At 54.7% G+C, this 17597-nt stretch carries 14 protein-coding genes; 4 read left to right on the plus strand and 10 right to left on the minus strand.

Annotated elements, in window-relative coordinates; translation table 11 throughout:
- Positions 1 to 53 precede the first annotated feature (53 nt).
- Together NST23_RS15185 and NST23_RS15190 are read right to left on the minus strand one after the other, a co-directional pair.
- Entirely contained in the window at positions 54 to 755 is a 702-nt protein-coding gene (locus NST23_RS15185; RefSeq protein ID WP_122965419.1) for a response regulator, read from the minus strand.
- Positions 752 to 2341, minus strand: coding sequence for an ATP-binding protein (locus NST23_RS15190; protein WP_217365083.1), 1590 nt, complete (start codon positions 2339 to 2341; stop codon positions 752 to 754). The genes NST23_RS15185 and NST23_RS15190 overlap by 4 nt, the downstream gene beginning before the upstream one ends.
- Positions 2342 to 2476: 135 nt before the next feature.
- Between NST23_RS15190 and NST23_RS15195 the strand changes: the two genes are divergently transcribed.
- On the plus strand, positions 2477 to 4240 hold the full coding sequence (locus NST23_RS15195) for a UbiD family decarboxylase (RefSeq protein ID WP_173596575.1): 1764 nt from the start codon (positions 2477 to 2479) through the stop codon (positions 4238 to 4240).
- Between the two features lie 176 nt (positions 4241 to 4416).
- The gene (locus tag NST23_RS15200; RefSeq protein WP_122965416.1) at positions 4417 to 5907 is read left to right on the plus strand and encodes an NCS1 family nucleobase:cation symporter-1; all 1491 of its coding nucleotides are present in this window, start codon (positions 4417 to 4419) and stop codon (positions 5905 to 5907) included.
- 135 nt (positions 5908 to 6042) lie between these two features.
- Here NST23_RS15200 and NST23_RS15205 read toward each other — a convergent pair whose 3' ends face one another.
- The 6 genes from NST23_RS15205 to NST23_RS15230 form a co-directional block, all read right to left on the minus strand.
- On the minus strand, positions 6043 to 7755 hold the full coding sequence (locus tag NST23_RS15205) for a methyl-accepting chemotaxis protein (protein ID WP_340964035.1): 1713 nt from the start codon (positions 7753 to 7755) through the stop codon (positions 6043 to 6045).
- A gap of 106 nt (positions 7756 to 7861) precedes the next feature.
- Entirely contained in the window at positions 7862 to 8380 is a 519-nt protein-coding gene (locus NST23_RS15210) for a hypothetical protein (protein WP_122965414.1), read from the minus strand.
- Positions 8381 to 8449: 69 nt separating this feature from the next.
- A complete protein-coding gene (locus NST23_RS15215; RefSeq protein WP_173596574.1) occupies positions 8450 to 9340 on the minus strand; it encodes a nitrilase-related carbon-nitrogen hydrolase in 891 nt (296 codons plus the stop codon).
- Positions 9341 to 9374: 34 nt separating this feature from the next.
- Positions 9375 to 10760 (minus strand): dihydropyrimidinase, encoded by a 1386-nt coding sequence (gene hydA, locus NST23_RS15220; RefSeq protein WP_173596573.1) that lies wholly within the window; start codon positions 10758 to 10760, stop codon positions 9375 to 9377.
- Positions 10761 to 10857: 97 nt separating this feature from the next.
- Entirely contained in the window at positions 10858 to 12135 is a 1278-nt protein-coding gene (preA, locus tag NST23_RS15225) for an NAD-dependent dihydropyrimidine dehydrogenase subunit PreA (RefSeq protein WP_122965411.1), read from the minus strand.
- A gap of 102 nt (positions 12136 to 12237) precedes the next feature.
- The gene (locus NST23_RS15230; protein WP_280648489.1) at positions 12238 to 13581 is read right to left on the minus strand and encodes an NAD(P)-dependent oxidoreductase; all 1344 of its coding nucleotides are present in this window, start codon (positions 13579 to 13581) and stop codon (positions 12238 to 12240) included.
- 189 nt (positions 13582 to 13770) lie between these two features.
- Between NST23_RS15230 and NST23_RS15235 the strand changes: the two genes are divergently transcribed.
- Entirely contained in the window at positions 13771 to 14292 is a 522-nt protein-coding gene (locus tag NST23_RS15235; protein WP_173599498.1) for a hypothetical protein, read from the plus strand.
- A 9-nt stretch (positions 14293 to 14301) separates the two neighbouring features.
- Positions 14302 to 14709, plus strand: coding sequence for a hypothetical protein (locus tag NST23_RS15240; protein WP_122965408.1), 408 nt, complete (start codon positions 14302 to 14304; stop codon positions 14707 to 14709).
- 53 nt (positions 14710 to 14762) lie between these two features.
- Here the strand turns inward: NST23_RS15240 and NST23_RS15245 are convergent, their stop codons facing one another.
- Both NST23_RS15245 and NST23_RS15250 read right to left on the minus strand, forming a co-directional pair.
- On the minus strand, positions 14763 to 16028 hold the full coding sequence (locus tag NST23_RS15245; protein ID WP_340964037.1) for a hypothetical protein: 1266 nt from the start codon (positions 16026 to 16028) through the stop codon (positions 14763 to 14765).
- Between the two features lie 179 nt (positions 16029 to 16207).
- Positions 16208 to 17542, minus strand: a complete 1335-nt coding sequence (locus NST23_RS15250) for a hypothetical protein (RefSeq protein WP_340964040.1) — start codon at positions 17540 to 17542, stop codon at positions 16208 to 16210.
- Between the last annotated feature and the right edge of the window lie 55 nt (positions 17543 to 17597).

Raw genomic sequence — 17597 nt, forward strand, 5'->3', positions numbered from 1 at the left:
GTTTTCGTGCATAAGTTATATTTTGAAAATTAGCAACTTTTTGTTCATATTGTTCACGCCTGCTCGGGCAAAAAACGGTACTTCCGCTCTGGCCTGCCGACACTTCCGTAGATCAAATCAGCCCTGGCCTGCTTCTCCTGCACCAGATGCTCCAAATACCGTCTGGCAGTCGTGCGGCTCGTGCCGATTTCGCGGCCGATTTCTTCTGCCGAGACGCCTTTGTCTCCGGTTTGCCTGATCGCCTCCATGACTTTTTCCAGCGTCAAAAGGTCGATTCCTTTTGGCATGGCTGACTCCCGCCCTTTGGGGCTGAGGGAACGTCTGGTCATGATTTGGTCGATGACGTCCTGGTCTACCTCTTTTGCCTCTCGCGTCCGCAGCAAATGGGCGCGATAGCTCTCCAGCCGCTCCCGGAAGCGCTCAAAGACGAGCGGCTTGACGATGTAATCAAAAACTCCGCCACGCAGCGCCTCCTGAACCATCTCCATCTCTTTGGCTGCCGTAATCATGATGATATCTGCATCCCGATAGTGCTGGCGGATGTACCAGACCAGCTCGGTTCCCAGCATGTCAGGCAAATAGACGTCCAAAAGCACCAGGTCAGGCCGCGTGCAGGCGAGCAGCTCTTTGGCATCACTGCCATTGGTCGCCGTAGCGATGACTTCAAAGCCATCCAGTTTGCTGACGAATCTTTTGTTAATGTCGATAATGCGCAAATCGTCCTCGACGATCAGCACTTCCAGCTTTTGCTTCACTGTCCTTCCTCCTTTCTCTTTGGCAGCGACACCGTAAACAGCGCCCCGCCCCAATCACTTTTTCCCACGAGAATATAGCCGCCCATCTCTTCGATCATGCCGCGCACTTTTGCCAGACCAAGCCCGCGCTCCTCCCCTGCTTTCGTGGAAAAGCCGTAGGCAAAAATCGCATCGCGCAGCTCATCCGACACACCTGGCCCGGAATCGGCGATTTCAAACAACAGCTCTTCCCCCGTATCTGCCAAGTAAATGTCCACGCGCTTTTGCTGGACGCCCGCTTCATTGACGGCTTCGAGCGCGTTTTGCATCAGATTGCCGAGCAGCACGATCACTTGCTGGCGGTTGATATGCGGCGGCAGCTCTTTTACCTCGCTGTCCTGATCGATGACAAACTGGATTTTCAGCTCCTTCGCGCGGTTGTGCATGCCGAGCAACAGAGCGCCGATCATCGGATCAGGGATTCGCCTAGCGACAAAGAGGATCAGCTCTTCCTGCGCGGAAGTCTCGCTCGTGATCAGTTCGATGGCCTCCTGTACGGAGCCGAGCTGCAACAGTCCGGAAATCGTATACAGCAAATTGTGAAACTCGTGGGTCTGTGCGCGCAGCACATCGGCATAGCGTCTGACTTGAGACAACTCCGATGTCAGCTTGTCGATTTCCGACTTGGGCCGAAAGCTGCTGACGACCCCGACGACTTTGCCGCCAAGCTTGATCGGAAGGCGGTTGACGATGATTTCCTTGCCGCTGGTAATCGTTTCGCGGTCAAGCTGCTGCTCGCCCGTCTTCAATACATCGGGCATGCGGCTGTCCGGCAGCACGTCCCAAATTTGCTTGTGGTGGATGTCTTCCTCCGGCAAATCCAGAATGCGGATCGCCGCCTTGTTCATCATCGTGATCCGATTGTTCCGGTCAATCGCCACGATCCCCTCCCTGACAGATTCGAGCACGGCATTGCGTTCCACGTACAGCGCCGCAATCTCCTCCGGCTCCAGCCCTAACGTCAGCCTTTTCAAATAGCGGCTGAGCCAGATCGCAAAAGCAATTCCGCAGACGAGTGCGATGAGCGTGAGCAAAAGCACTTGCAACTGGTAGTCGCCAATCGCTTCCTCGATATCCTCCAGCAAAAAGCCCACAGACACAATCCCGACCACGGCGCCATCGTCGTCGCGAATCGGCACTTTTCCGCGCAAGGACGGCCCCATGCTGCCAATCGCCTTGGAAATATACGATTGCCCATGGGTGAGTCCCGGCTCATTGTCGCCGCCCACCATCGATTTGCCAATGCGATCCGGGAGCGGATGCGCATAGCGAATGCCTTCCCGGTTGCCTACGACGACAAATTCCGCGCCTGTCTGCATCCGGACGTTTTCCGCAATCGGCTGAATCAGCGCGGACGGGGAGGCAGTGTCAAAAGCTCTGCGCAACTCGGGATCGTTGGCGACGATCTTCGCTACGCTCAGCGCCTTCTTCCCGATTTGGTCCTCAATCGAGGAAGCGACCATCGAAGAAAACACGGCGCCAACTGACGAAATAATCAGAATAATGCCGACAGTCACGAGCAAAATCATTCTCGTTTGCAAAGACATCGCTTTTCGGGCAGTCGTCACAAATCGCTCACCTCTTGGTTCATCTTACCATTCCAAGCCGATAAAAAGGTAGCTTCATCGCCTGCGTTCGTGTACAGTTAAAAGGGAATTACGGGGATGTGGAGGTATCTAGAGATGCACGCGAACCTTCGTTCGTTCATAGAACAATTGCGCCGCGCCGGACAAGTCGTCGAGATCGACGCACCAGTCGATCCGAATCTGGAGCTGGCCGAGATTCATCGCAGAGTTATTGAAGAAGGCGGGCCTGTCCTGCTTTTCACGAATGTCAAAGGAAAATCGTTTCCCGTGGTCACGAACTTGTTCGGGACTGTAGAGCGGGTCGATATGGCTTTTGGGCCAAAGCCCGAGGCTGTCGTCCGCGAACTGGTGCACGGGATGGACAAGCTTTTGCCGCCGAAGCTCTCCGGTTTGTGGGATCTGCGCGCTCCGCTGCTGGAAGTGATGCGCACCGGAACCAAAACCGTATCGGCTTCCCAAGCGCCTGTGACCCAAATCGCGACGACAGATGTCGATATGACCAAGCTGCCTGCGCTGACGAGCTGGCATCTGGATGGCGGACCATTCGTCACGCTTCCGCTCGTGTACACGGAGCACCCTGATACGAAAGATCACAATCTGGGGATGTACCGCATCCAGATTTACGACAAAAACACGACAGGGATGCACTGGCAAATTCAAAAAGGCGGCGGCTTCCATTACCATGAAGCTGAAAAAAGAAACCAGGCTTTGCCTGTTACCCTTACAATCGGCGGCCCTCCTGCCCTGATTGTTTCCGCGATCGCGCCGTTGCCTGAAATGGTGCCTGAGCTGGTTTTCGCCTCGCTGTTGATGGGGGACAAGCTGAAAATGGCTGAAGTGCCGAATCATCCGCACCGGATCGTCGCTGAGGCCGAATTTGTGTTTGCCGGGGAAGTGCCGCCGCACGTTAGACGTCCTGAGGGCCCTTTTGGCGATCACTTTGGGTATTATTCGTGGGAGCACGATTTCCCTGTCTTCAACGTGAAACAAATGTGGCACCGCAAAGACGCCATCTATCCGGCGACTGTCGTAGGAAAGCCGCGCCAGGAAGACTACTACATCGGGGAATACTTGCAGCGTCTGCTGTCGCCGCTTTTCCCGGTCGTCATGCCAGGTGTAAAAGCGCTCTGGACGTACGGCGAGACGGGTTTCCACGCTCTGGCCGGAGCCATCGTGCGCGAAAGCTACTATAAAGAAGCGATGGCCCACGCTTTCCGCATCATGGGAGAAGGGCAACTGACGCTGACCAAGTTTTTGATGGTCACAGATGTGCCGTGTGACCTGGGCAACTTCAAGCATTTTCTGGAGATCATTCTGGCGCGCTTCCAGCCGGAACGCGACCTGCTCATCGTCAACGATACGTCGAACGATACGCTCGACTACACCGGACGCAAGCTGAATCATGGCTCCAAAGGAATCATGCTCGGCATCGGCGATCCTGTCCGCGAGCTTCCCCGGGAGTACAAAGGACACGGCATCCCGGGCATTTCCGATATTCGCGCTTTCTGTCCCGGATGTCTCGTGATCTCCGGACCGAGCTTCACCGACCGGCCGGAGCTGGGTGAAGAACTGACGGGCTATCTCAATGAAAATCTCGCGGACTGGCCGATGATCTGCATCGTGGATGACGCGGCGATCGCCGAGAAGCAAAGCAGCTTCCTCTGGACCGTCTTTACCCGCTTCGATCCGGCACACGATCTGTACGCGAAATCGACGATTGTTCGCAACAAGATTCGTTATGAAGGGCCACTGGTCGTCGACGCGCGGATGAAGCCATTCTATCCGGATGAAGTCGAAACGCTACCCGAAATTTCGGCACTGGTCGACAAACGTTGGAATGAATATTTCCCAAAAGCATAACGCTCGTACTTGCTGCTCGCCTGGAACATTTCCGTTCCAGGCGTTCTTTTTTCCCCGGCAAAAAGCTGGAATTAGGTCTTCTCTCCCCCAATATAATGTTACAACTTGTATTCGAGACAAACTGGGGGCGGTTGTCCGAATGCCAGCGGATTTTGTCAAAAAAAGGAGGGAAAGCAATGAAGACGCAGGCAGAATCAAATGGAATCGTCACCCTGACCCAAGAAGGGACGGATTTGGTCAAGGACAGTCCGCTCTATAATGAAGGGCTGCGGCCGACAACCAAAGCCGAGCATACGTGGACATCCTACAACTTCGCCAGTCTCTGGATCGGGATGTGTATCTGTCTTCCCACGTACGCGATGGCCGCCGGACTCATCTCGCTGGGCATGAACTGGTGGCAGGCAATTTTGACGATCATTCTCGGAAACTGTATTGTCCTTATCCCTATTCTCCTCAACTCTCATGCCGGGACAAAATTCGGCATCCCTTATCCCGTGTTTGCAAGGCTCTGGTTTGGATCGAAGGGCGCGCACATTCCGGCCGTCGCTCGCGGTTTGATCGGAGCTGGCTGGTTTGGCATCAACTGTTGGTTCGGCGGTGCCGCCATCGATACGTTGCTTATGTCGATGACAGATTGGGCAAGCGTTCCCGGCCATCTGTGGATCGCCTTCTTCGGCTTTTGGCTGTTGAACGTTTGGGTCGCCTATCGCGGTCCAGAAGCGATCAAAAAAATGGAAGCATGGGCAGCCCCTATCCTGATCCTGATGAGTCTCGCCTTGCTCGTGTGGGCGCTGACCAAAGCAGGCGGCTGGGGCCCGATGCTCTCCGCTCCGTCCAAGTTCACCACCACAAGCGAGTTTTTAGTCGTCTTCTTCCCGGCCTTGACCGGAGCCATCGCATTTTGGGCGACTATGGCGCTGAACATTCCTGACTTCTGTCGCTACGCCAAAAGCCAAAAGGCGCAAGTCGTCGGTCAATCCTCTTCCTTGCCGACAACGATGGGCTTTTTCTCCTTCATCGGGGTAGCTGTCGCCTCCGCTACTGTCGTCATTTATGGAGAAGCTTTGTGGGACCCGGCTGCGGTCCTTGCCAAATTCTCGCCGTTTGCCATCTTCCTCGGTACTCTCGGCATCATTCTCGCTACTCTGACTACCAACGTCGCCGCGAACATCGTCGCGCCCGCCCGTGCTGTGGAAAACCTCGCGCCGCGCCGTCTTTCCTATGAAGCCGGGGCTATCATTGCCGGTGTCGTCTCCTTGCTCATGCAGCCATGGTACATCCTGGAGAATTTCGGCAACTACATTTTCCTCTGGCTCGGCACTTATGGCGCACTGCTTGGACCGATTGACGGCATTGCCATCGCTGACTACTGGCTCGTGCGCAAAAGACGCATCCATCTGACGGAGCTGTACAAAACTGATGGCATGTACGCCTACAAAACCGGCTTCAACAGCCGCGCGATCTGGGCGATGCTGATCGGGATCGCCATTCCGTTTATCAGCAAGTACATCCCTGGCCTGCACATCATTTGGGACAACGCCTGGACCATCGGCCTGCTGATTTCGCTGGCGATTTATACGTGGATGATGAAGAGCGACTCGACGATTTTGAGCCAAAAAGATTACGAGCAAATCACATCGCAAGCAAGAGAGTCAAAAGCTTCCTGATTTATTATCTAAATATTGCGAAATAAAGATCGGCTTCGTCGCATTTTTGACGGAGCCTTTTCCTATTAGATGAGCAAAAAAAGACTGACAACCACGTGGGTTGCCAGTCTTTTCTTCGTTCGGGTACGCTCTACCCTACCATTTGAATTGGCTGATGGATTCTTGCAATTCATGCGACAGCTCGTTCAAATTGTTGCTGGAGCGAGCAATTTCCTGCATGGTAGCCAGCTGCTCCTCCGCTCCCGCTGATACGGCTTGCGTATGTACGGCAGCTTCCTCTGACAGTCTGTTCATCTCGTCCATGGCAGATGCAACCTGCTGCATGCTCGCAGACATTTGTTCGGTCGCTGCGGATACTTCCTGGATTTGGCCAGCCACGTCTTTGGCTGACGCCACAATCCGCTGGAACGTGTCCCCCGCTTCCTGAACGGCGTCAGCCCCTCTTTTCGCCTCTTCCGTACCTGACTGCATGACGGAAACCACTTGTGTTGTCTCCTGCTGGATTTCTCCGATCAGGCGGGCGATCTCCCGAGCAGACTCCTCCGATTGTTCCGCCAGCTTGCGCACCTCATCTGCCACGACAGCAAATCCTCTGCCCTGTTCTCCGGCGCGCGCTGCCTCGATCGCTGCATTCAGCGCCAACAGATTCGTTTGGGAAGCGATTCCTGTAATCACATCGACAATTTGTCCGATCGCTTGGGAGCGAACGCCAAGCTGCTGCACGAGGTCTGCTGCGTGATTGACGCCTTGGGACAGCGAGTCGATCTGCGCGACAGCGTGCTGGATTTGTGTGTTCCCTTGCTGGGCATCATCCGCAGCCAGCGCCGACGATTCCGAAACGGCACTGGACGTGTCTGCAATCCGCTGAATCGCGATCGACATTTCCTCCATGACGCGTACGCTTTCCTGTGTGCGAAGCGTCTGCACCTCTGACGAAGCGGCAATATGCTCCACGCTGCCCATCGCTTGCTCCGTTGCGCGAACGGTCTGTTCAGCGCTCGCTGACAGCTCCTCAGACGAAGCGGCGACTTGCTCCCCTGCCACTTTTACCTGCTCGATCAAGGAACGGAAATTGACGACCAGCTCATTGAAAGCAAGCCCGAGCTTGCCTACCTCGTCTTTTGCCAAATAGGTGACTGGCGCAACCGCCAAGTTGCCCTGCGCCAACTCTTCCATCCGGGTTGCTACGAGACGCAGCGGCTCGGAAATCATGCGAGAGATCAAATATCCTAAAACGCATGCCAAAGCAATCGAGGCGCCTCCTACAATAAACAGCATCAAGACGGCTTTCTCGGAATCGGCAGCGTTCTCTTGCTGAATCATATCGGCCTGGGACGATTTGTAGTTGGCCCATTCAAGCTGCTCCTGATTGATCCAGCTCAGCGTTTTGTCAGTGGCCCGATAGTAAGCGTAAGCCTGATCCGTCTTGTGCTCCTTGATCAGATTGATAACCTCTGTCTGATCTTTCTCGTACTGCGCCAAAAGCTCTGTCAGCTTCTTGACTTTCTCCTGCTCCTTTTCGTCCAGGTGGGAGTTCTGGAGATATTGGAACGTCTGATCTGCCGAAGCGACTCGCTGTTGCAGCTCGGCCATGTACCCGGCGAGAACGGCAGGAGTGGGATCGAGAATCATTTTGTAGATCAGCCCGTCGATGGCCCGGATGTCTTGCCGCCAGTCATTGATCCATTTCACTGGAAGCAGTTGTTCTTCATACATGGATTGCATCCGCTCACCGGATATTTTCACATGGAAATAGCCTGTGAATCCAACCACACATAAGAAGACAGCCATCAAGATGATCAAGCTGAACATTTTGGCCCTGGTACTGAGATTACGTAGTACATTCATAGCTGTAGGCAATCCTCCTGTGTCCAAACTAGATAGATGGAAAAGCTCGAATATTGTCTAATCTTACCAAACTACGGCGAGTACGTCGATAGTCTTGGGTGATTTCTCACAGTTCGAGCACAGAAAGGATCGAAATCGCTTTGATTTGCGCATCAGGCTCATAACAGACGTAGTACGTAAGGTCCGGGGTGATCCGATAGCGAATCCCCCGGTATCCACAGGCGAGCAAATAGGCCCGCACCTCGTCCCCTGTCCATTCCAGCCACTCCTGATGCTCCATGTTCGCAACACGCTGTTCCAGCTCTTCGGGGGAATGCCTGTACCGCAGCGCTTCCCTGCGCAGCTCGTTTTCGCCAAAGCGCTCGTCCAATTGGAGAAGCCCGGGCACATCGACCTCTTGCTTGAGCACGACAGCCTTGTCTCCGATCGTCTCGGCATGGCAAATGGCGTACTGCGCCGCAACCACCGGATTGCTTACCAGGTACACCCCTGATCCAAACACAGCTTTGGCGCTTGCGCCATTTGTAAAATGACGGCGTTCGGCGCGTTCGTACTTCTGCGCCTGGACGACTCGCATGGCTTCCTCATACTCCACTCCCCGATAGACCGTTTCTTTCCTCTTCATGCCGGAGCGCTCCTTTTTCCCGATGTGAAAAGGAGGAAGACGCATAACCGGCGTCTCCCCCTCTTTGCATTACGGCAGCAATTTCACCATGTCTTCGTACGTTTCCGGGCGGCGATCCCGATAAAATTGCCACGTATCCCGCACTTCCCTGATTTTGCTGCGATCCATGTCCGCCACGATCACTTCATCCTGGTCGCGGCTGCCGACAGCGACGAACTGGCCTCGCGGATCGACCAGATACGACTGGCCGTAAAATTCGCCCATGTTCCACGGCGCTTCCGTCCCGACCCGGTTGATCGCGGCGACGTAGTAGCCGTTTGCCACGGCGTGCGCAGGCTGTTCGAGCTTCCACAAATACTCGGACAGCCCCGCTACAGTCGCAGAAGGATTGAAGACGATTTCCGCGCCGTTCAGTCCCAACAGACGCGCCCCTTCCGGGAAGTGGCGGTCGTAGCAAATATAAACGCCTACTTTGGCAAAAGCGGTATCGAAAACCGGGTACCCCATATTGCCTGGCTTGAAGTAATATTTCTCCCAAAAACCGCAGCCGCTGCTGCCGACCCCGACATGCGGGATGTGCTGCTTGCGGTACTTGCCCAAATACGTGCCGTCCGCATCGATGACGGCCGCTGTATTGTAGTACGTGGCGATTCCGACTTTTTCGTACACAGGCAAAATGATCACGGTGCCAAGCTCCTTCGCCAGGGCGCAAAACTGCTGGACTGTGGGGCCGTTGGGCACCTCTTCCGCCGACTCGTACCATTTCGTGCTCTGCTCTGCACAAAAATACGGGCCGTAAAAAATTTCTTGCAGGCAGACGATTTGCGCCCCTTTGGCAGCGGCGTCCCGCACCATTTTTACATGCTTTTCGATTGCCTTTTCCTTGTGCAGATGCACAGGCTCGTCGCCATGCACCTCATTTTTGGCCTGAATCAGACCAATCCGTACTCGATCCGCCATGCCTATCCCTCCTCGCGCCTTCCTGTTGTAATCACTACGGTCTGGCAAAAGTGGAGCGTTTGACGTAGCGCCCTGCTCCCGCCTGGCCGACAAACTGCTTGTTGCGAACGACGAAGGAGCCGCGCGAGAGAACGGAAATGACATCGCCGTACACTTGCATTCCTTCAAACGGGTTGTAGTCCACGTTCATATGATGCGTCTCCACCGAGATCGTCCGCTGAATATTCGGATCAAACAAAACAATATCCGCATCGGAACCGACTGCAATCGTGCCTTTTTGCGGAAACATGCCGAACAGCTTGGCAACCTTCGTCGAGGTGATGTCCACGAATTGGTTGAGGCTGATTTTCTCCTTCTGCACCCCTTCGGAGAACAAGATCGTCATACGGTCTTCGATGATTGGCCCTCCGTTGGGAATTTTCGTGAAATCGCCGCGCCCGAGTTCTTTTTGCCCGGAGAAGTTGAACGGGCAGTGATCGGAGCCGACTGTCTGCAAAATGCCGTTTTTCAGGGCGCTCCACAGCACGTCCTGGTTCCACTTTTCGCGCAAGGGAGGCGACCAGACGTATTTGGCTCCTTCAAAATTCGGCTGTTCCAATGCCGTGATGTCCAGCACCAAATATTGCGGACACGTTTCTCCGTACACGTTCCAGCCTTTTTCACGCGCTTCGGCAATCCGGCGAACGGCATCGGCACACGACACATGCACGACGTAGAGCTGGGCATCCGCCAGCGCCGTAAGAGCAATCGCGCGTCCCGTCGCCTCTCCTTCCGCTTCCGGCGGACGTGTATAGGCGTGGTACACCGGATCGGTATTTCCTTCAGCCAGCGCTTGTTTGGTCAAATAATCCAGCACGTCGCCGTTTTCCGCATGCACCTGGACGAGTGCCCCCAGCTCTTTTGCGCGGATGAGCGTTTTGAACAACGTCTCGTCATCGGCCATCAGCACATTTTTGTAGGCCATAAATACTTTGAGCGAAGTAATCCCTTCGTTGTTGACGACTGCCTCCAGCTCTTCCAGCACATCGTCGTTCGCATCGGACACCATCAAGTGGAATCCGTAGTCGATGACGGCCTTGCCCCGTGCTTTTTCGTGCCAGGTGGCAATCGCGGAATGAAGCGACTCTCCCTTGGTCGTCAGGCAAAAGTCCACGATGCTCGTCGTCCCGCCGAATGCCGCTGCTTTTGTGCCCGTGAAAAAGTTATCCGAAGTAACGGTGCCGCCAAACGGCATGTCGAGATGCGTATGCGGGTCGATCCCGCCTGGAAACAAGTAACAGCCTGACGCGTCTATCACTTCCGCATCGCCTGCTTGCAATTGAGAGCCGATCGCCACGACTTTCTCTCCCTCGATCAACACGTCTGCCTGGTACGTGTCAGACGCGGTCACAATCGTCCCGTTGCGAATCCATTTTTTCATCGCTTGTTTCGCTCCTTTCCTCTGCCATGCGTGAATGAGACAATCTTTCCTCGTACATGCTATGCCGCTTTTGCCTCCATCATGCCAGAAGTCCCACTCACGTCTCGCAGCTTCCGCCGCCAGCAAGTGCCGCCTGACGCTGGTTCCAGGAAAGCGGCGGCTGGTTCGACGGGATTTCTACCATCTCAATCGTGCCTTCTACCGGGCAGACGATCGAACACAGGTTGCAGCCGACGCAGTCTTCCTCGCGCACGACCAGCCGTTCTTTGCCAGTCGCTGCATCGCTGACGATATCGATGCACTGGTGAGATGTGTCTTCACAGGCGATATGGCATTTGTTGCAGTTGATACAGGTCTCTTCGTGAATGCGGGCGACTACTTTGTAGTTGAGGTTCAGATGGCCCCAATCCGAGTAGGTGTGTACCGCTTTGCCCACGATGTCCATCACTGACGCGATTCCCCGCTGATCCAAATAGTTGTTCAAGCCGTCGATCATGTCTTCGACAATCCGGAAGCCGTGGTGCATCGCCGCTGTGCACACCTGTACGCCAGTCGCGCCCATCAGCAAAAACTCGACCGCATCCCGCCAGTTGGAGATGCCCCCAATACCGGAAATCGGCAGGCGGACAAACGGATCGCGGGCACACTCCGCCACCATGTTCAGGGCGATCGGCTTCACGGCAGGCCCGCAGTAGCCGCCATGCGCCCCTTTTCCGTCTACGTGGGGAATCGGCAGCCATTTGTCCAAATCCACGCCCATCAAGCTGTTGATCGTGTTGATCATGCTGACGGCATCCGCTCCTCCTGCTGAAGCGGCTCTGGCTGTAAAGCGAATATCCGTAATATTGGGCGTCAGCTTGACGATCACAGGCGTCTGCGCCACTTCTTTTACCCACTCGACCTGCTGGCGGATCAAGTCGGGATGCTGCCCGACCGCCGAACCCATTCCCCGCTCCGCCATGCCGTGCGGACAGCCGAAGTTCAGTTCCAGGCCATCGACGCCGATCGCTTCCACCTTTTTGACGATCTCGTGCCACGCCTCTTGCTTGTGCTCCACCATCAGCGAGGCAATCAAGGTGTGTTTCGGAAAACGCTTCTTCGTTTCATCCATTTCCTTCAAGTTCACTTCCAACGGTTTATCCGTAATCAACTCGATGTTGTTGAAGCCGAACACGCGTTGCCCGCCAAAATTCAATCCGGCAAAACGCGAGGTGACGTTGACGATCGGTTCTCCCAACGTTTTCCAGACTGCACCGCCCCACCCCGCTTCGAAAGCGCGCTGGACTTGATAGCCCGAGTTCGTCGGCGGCGCTGAGGCCAGCCAGAACGGATTGGGGGATTGAATACCTGCGAGATTGATAGAAAGATCGGCCATGATCGGACTCCTCCATCTTTTGGCGAGAATATGCCCGCCGTACTCCCCTGATCTGCTGCAATAACAGGCTCAGAGGGCTGCTTGCTGCGCCCGCCTGCTTGTTCAGACAGGCTGCTTCTCGCTGATCGCCTTGTGAATCGCGTGAGCGGCACGCTTGCCGTGATTGGCTGCATCCACTACCATCGCATCGGTCTTCCCTCCGCCGAAAATCACGTCCCCTGCGGCAAATACTTGCGGATTCGATGTGCGATACGTGCCTTCCTCAACCGCGACGATGCCGTTTTGATGCTGCAAGCCAAGCAGATCGATCAACGGCAGATGGCGGTTTTGGCCGATCGCTTTCACTACGAAATCCACCTCGATCACGAACTCGCTGCCAGCGACAGGAACCGGGCGTTTTCTGCCTTTGGCATCCGGCTCTCCAAGCTGCATGCGGATCAGCTCCAGCCCAGTCACACGCCCGCCTTCTCCAAGCACGCGCGTCGGGGCAACCAGCCAGCGGAACTCTACGCCATCCTGTTTGGCAAACTCGTATTCAAACTGGTAACAGCTCATTTCCTGCACGGTTCTCCGATACAAAATTTGCACGTTGTCCGCACCCAGCCGCTTCGAACAGGTCGCGGCGTCAATCGCTGTGTTCCCTGCGCCGATCACGACTACTTTTTTGCCGACCATCTCAGCAGACAGCGGCTTTGTTTTCGTCTCCTCCACCAATGTAATCGCATCCAAAACGCCTTCCAGCTCTTCCCCCGGAATCTGGAGCGAAGGCACTTTGGCCATGCCTGCCGCGAGCAAAACCGAGTCGTAGTTGGCAAAAAGCTCATCGGGCATGATGTCGACGCCGATCCGCGTGTTGGTGTGGATTTTGACGCCGAGCGCCTCTACTTGCTCGACCTCCCACAGCGAAACTTCCTGCGGCAGCCGGAAGGAGACAATGCCGTACGTGTTCAGGCCGCCCGCTTTTTCTTTCGCTTCGTACATCGTGACCTCGTAACCGAGACGGGCCAGTTCCCGCGCCGCCGACAGCCCGGCTGGTCCCGCGCCAATGATCGCCACCCGCTTTCCGGCAGGCTCTCCTTTCTGAAACAGACTGGCTTTGTTCGCAATCGCCCAGTCGGTCGCGTGGCGTTGCAACAAACCGATCATGATTGGCTTGGAGGCGTGATTGAGCACACAGGCGCCCTCGCACAGTTCCTCGGTCGGACAAACACGAGCACAGCTTGCCCCTACCGGATTGGATTCCATGATCGTCCTCGCCGAACCGAGCAAATTGCCTGTGGCGATTTTGCGAATGAACGAAGGAATGTCAATCGATGTGGGACAGGCCTTGATACAGGGGGCGTCGTAGCAGAACAGGCAGCGATTCGCCTCATCGACCGCCTCTTTCGGTTTTAGGGCGCTCACCACTTCGCTAAAATTTTTTTGCAGATCATTGGGCACGCTCATCCATACACAACCTCCTTGCCAGCTCGAATAAGATGCTTGCTATTAATCAATGTGCAAGCAGCGCGTTTTATGATTGTTTCATTTCACGGCAGCATATGTTTGCGATGCAATCATTTCGCTCGCGCAGTCATGAATGATTTCAGCAGCGAATAGGCTAACAATAACCACGGCGGCAAAGGAGTTTGTCAGATGAGGGACTACGCCCAAAAAATCGAGCAGACCAAAAAACAAATCGCCGAGCTGCACGCCCTGCTTGCCGAGCTGGAACAGGAACAGCACGCCTATCTGGAGCAGCTGGAACAGCGGAAAACGTATTTGTCCTCGCGGGAAATTCTCGACCTGCTGAACCAAAAGCAGGGGCGCTACGGCAGCATGGCCTCCATCAAGCGCTGGTCGGACAACGGCTACTTGGGAGAAGGCGTCGATGAACGGGAAGCTTTTCCCCTGCTCGCGAGCAAGCAAGGGAACAAACGCTTTCTGTATCCGCGCGAAGCCGTGCTGGCGTTTTTAGATGAAAAAGGACTGCTTGCCCCTGCGTATGATGTTTTGGACCGCGTGCAGCTCCGCCAGGCCAATCGGGACTTTTGCTGGGCATTGGTCACGGCTGTCTCGCGCCATGATCTTCGCTTTTTTTACCAAGTTCAATTGGAAACAACGGGAGAAGTCGTGCCGGCAGTACCGGAAGAAGAGTTGTTTTTCCCTCTCCCGTAAGGAGGCACTATGGAACTGGCCGTCATCATGCTGGAAAATACCGTGGACAATCAGGCGTTTTCCCGGCAAATACGCGACTTTCACAAAAAAAAGGGGCAGCCCCTCGCCATTCGTTTCAGCGAAGAACTGACCCATATTATTTTGGAAGCACCGTGCCTGTACATACCCGACCCGAAGCAGCTTGATCCGCGCACCATTCTGGATGGGACGATCCGCCAGGTCGCCAGCCATGGAGAAATCCATCCCCGCCACAAAGGGAAGACCGTCAATCTCCACCTCGATTCCGAGCTGGTTGCCGAACTGGAGCAAATTCGCGCGCTCGTCAGCAGCAAAACCCAGCAGGAAGTGATTCGCGAGCTGTTCGTGCGGGGCATGCGCTCCTACCTCGCGGAACAAGAAGAGGACCGAAACGAATGAAACAACGCTCGCCTTGCCAGCTCCTGCGCAGCTTCGCGCAACGGGAGGTGGCTTTATTTTTTCCAGGTGAAGAAAATGCGCTCACCCGCGATTTGGTACGTCACGGTGTACAACTTTTTCGCTTCTGTCCCCACTTCAAAGACGATTTCTTTTTTCGTTGTGTTTATGCGGGTTTGGTTGATATCAAAAACCGTGAAGGGCACGCCCGGCTGCTTGTCCATCGCGACGATGACACTGTTCTTTTGCGCAGGAACGTGGTACGCGCCAACACCCAGCATCGTTTCGTACAAAATCCAGTTGTTGTCGAGCCAGGTGAGCTTATTGACGAAATGTCCCGGATACAACTGGGCGAGCGGCTGGTAATCCTTATTGTAAAAACGAATGTTCGTCGAACTGTACAACCCTTCCGAATCGGGCACCGCGATCGTTTTTTGATCGGGCGAGGCAATTCCTTCGCTCTTCGCTCGTGCCACGTTGGCTTTTTCCAGCTCGATTCGCTCTTTTTCCGCCAAAAAGAGCGCGTCTTCCGCTGAAATCGTCACATGCGGCAGCTTCGCCAAGGCAGGCAGCTCGCTTTTCGCCGGAAAATTGCTGTAAATCGTCAAAGTCCCATCCTCCGGGGCGCCGTCATAGGCGATTCCTCTGGACGGATACTCCCAGGCGTACGTGCCGATCCCGTGCAGATGATAGGTGAAATCTGGCTGGCCCCAGGCGGCAAAGATGGAAAATGACCCGGAATTGGCCGGCTCTGCGAGCTTTTCGCCGTATTCTTGCAAATGTCTTGCCATGTCAAGGATAGCCCGGGTGTCTGTGAGAGGATCGCGACGGTAGAGCGAAAAAGCTTTGACCTTTTCCCCGGCAAACGACACAAACAAATAGTAATTCGGATACGCGTAACCGATCAGCTCTTGCTCCTGTTGCGAGAATAGTGGAGTTCCCAGCTTGCGCAAAAGCTCCTTTTTCGCAGTTTGGACGGTAATGCCCGGGACGATCTCTCCCGTGAACGCAGAGTCAGCCAGCACTCCGAATGCACGCTCGTTTTCGTCCCACTTGACGGCTACGCCCTTTTGAAAATATTCATATCCGTCAAATGTTTTGACTGGCTGTCCAAGCTGTCTGCGCAAAGTATCTCGCTGCCACTTGCCCGTCTGCAAAAAACCGAGCAGCGAAGTCTGGGACAGCTCCTGTACGGCTTGGGCGTGCATCCCTTGACTCGAATCCGCCTGTTGCCAGCTAGGAGCCACACTGTAGGCGGCGGCTGACACTGTTGCTGACAGGCATACGCTAGAAAACAAGGCAATCATATATTTCACAATCACGGTACTCTCTCCCCGTTTCCCTCTTGCCGGATGTTTGTCTTTTCCAGTTTACCAAATGGTTCCACTTTTCGGTGAGGCAAATTGCTTCGCAAGCCGAAAACAGGACAGCAACAGGAAAAAGCCTTGCTCCCGCGTACGGAAAAGCAAGGCTTTTGGACGAAAAGCGATCGCGATGGACTTTACTTCGATTCGCCGTGCAAGTAATTGAAGAACGGCTGGTCTACCCAAAACTTGTACGTCTCGACATTCAGTTTGTCACTGAGCTTTTTCAAGCCGGCAACCACTTTTGCCGACTCCTCGTTCAAGGAGAACGTCTGGACGACGTAGCGACCTTCTTTGATCACGTTGTTCGTGATTACCGGATAATCGGCAAGCTCCGTGCGGGAATGGTAGAGCGGCTGCCACCAGGATGCTGCCAAGAGCCCGGTCGTGTCTTCCTGATCCCGTTTGGCGTATTTCAGCACGAGCGGCTGGAAGCGCTCTTTCTCAGCCTCGCTCGCAAACTCAAAGCTCAGGTCGTATTCTTTCGCATAAGCGATGAAATTGCCGTTTTCGATCTGGACCACTTGATAATCATCTGTCTGCGTCGGCTCTCCCCACTCTTTCAAGTAGATGAAAGCAGACGTTTTCGGCTCAAACTGGATTTTCGCGTCGATGCCCTCGCTCTTGAGCAAGCCGATCAGTTGAATCGCATGAGTCAAGTCGCTATGCCCGTACGTGATTGTGCGCGCCGGATCAAAATGCGGGTCGAATGCCGCATCTTTCAAGTTGTAGCCTGTGTACAGATTTTGCTTCAAGCCCGTATCAATGAGCTTTTGCAGCTCCCCTGCCTTGATAATCGACGATTCGCTCCAGGCTTGCGCCAGCTTGCCGTAAATGCCCGACTCCTGCACAGTCCCGAGATAGTTCTTGTAGTCGCCGTGGAACTCTACCACTTTCGCCAGCAGCTCTACCGCCAATTCAGTTGTCGTATCGCCTTCGGCCTTGATTGCTGCCAAGGTGTTTGCCGATACAAGTCCGGTATCAATTGCTGCGGCTACTTCCTGTGCCGCTTGCAGCGAAACCGCTCCGCCTTTTTGGTAGGCAAGATCTGCTTCCTTCCAGGCAGATGCTACCTTGTCCTCGCTGTATGTGTAAGCAAGCTCAGCCAATCCCGCTGCCTTGACAGAGGCACTGATCGCTTCCCAGGCAGCGATTTTCGTTGCTCCCGCCTTCGCTTCCGGAACATAAGCTTTGGCGAGCGCTTCTTTTTCCGTTATACTTTGAGTAGCGGCCACAACTTTCGCCAGCGCTTGGGAAAATTGGCTGCGCGATACTGTTTTGTCAATAGAAATGCCATATTGCTGGGCAAGATAGCTGGCGTATTCGGCTTTGGCTGTTGCAGCCACCGTTTCTTTTGCCAATACGGCAACAGGTTGATTCGCTTGCGCTGCTCCGGCTGCTTGCGGAAGCACCAGTGCAGAAAGCAGTACCGCTGTGGCGGAAAGCTGGAGCCATTTGTTTGTTTTGATCATGACCGTTCCTCCTTATGTATGAAGCAGAAACATATAATGACTATTCCTATATGTT

The organism is Brevibacillus sp. FSL K6-0770, assembly GCF_038000275.1.
GTDB classification, from domain to species: domain Bacteria; phylum Bacillota; class Bacilli; order Brevibacillales; family Brevibacillaceae; genus Brevibacillus; species Brevibacillus parabrevis.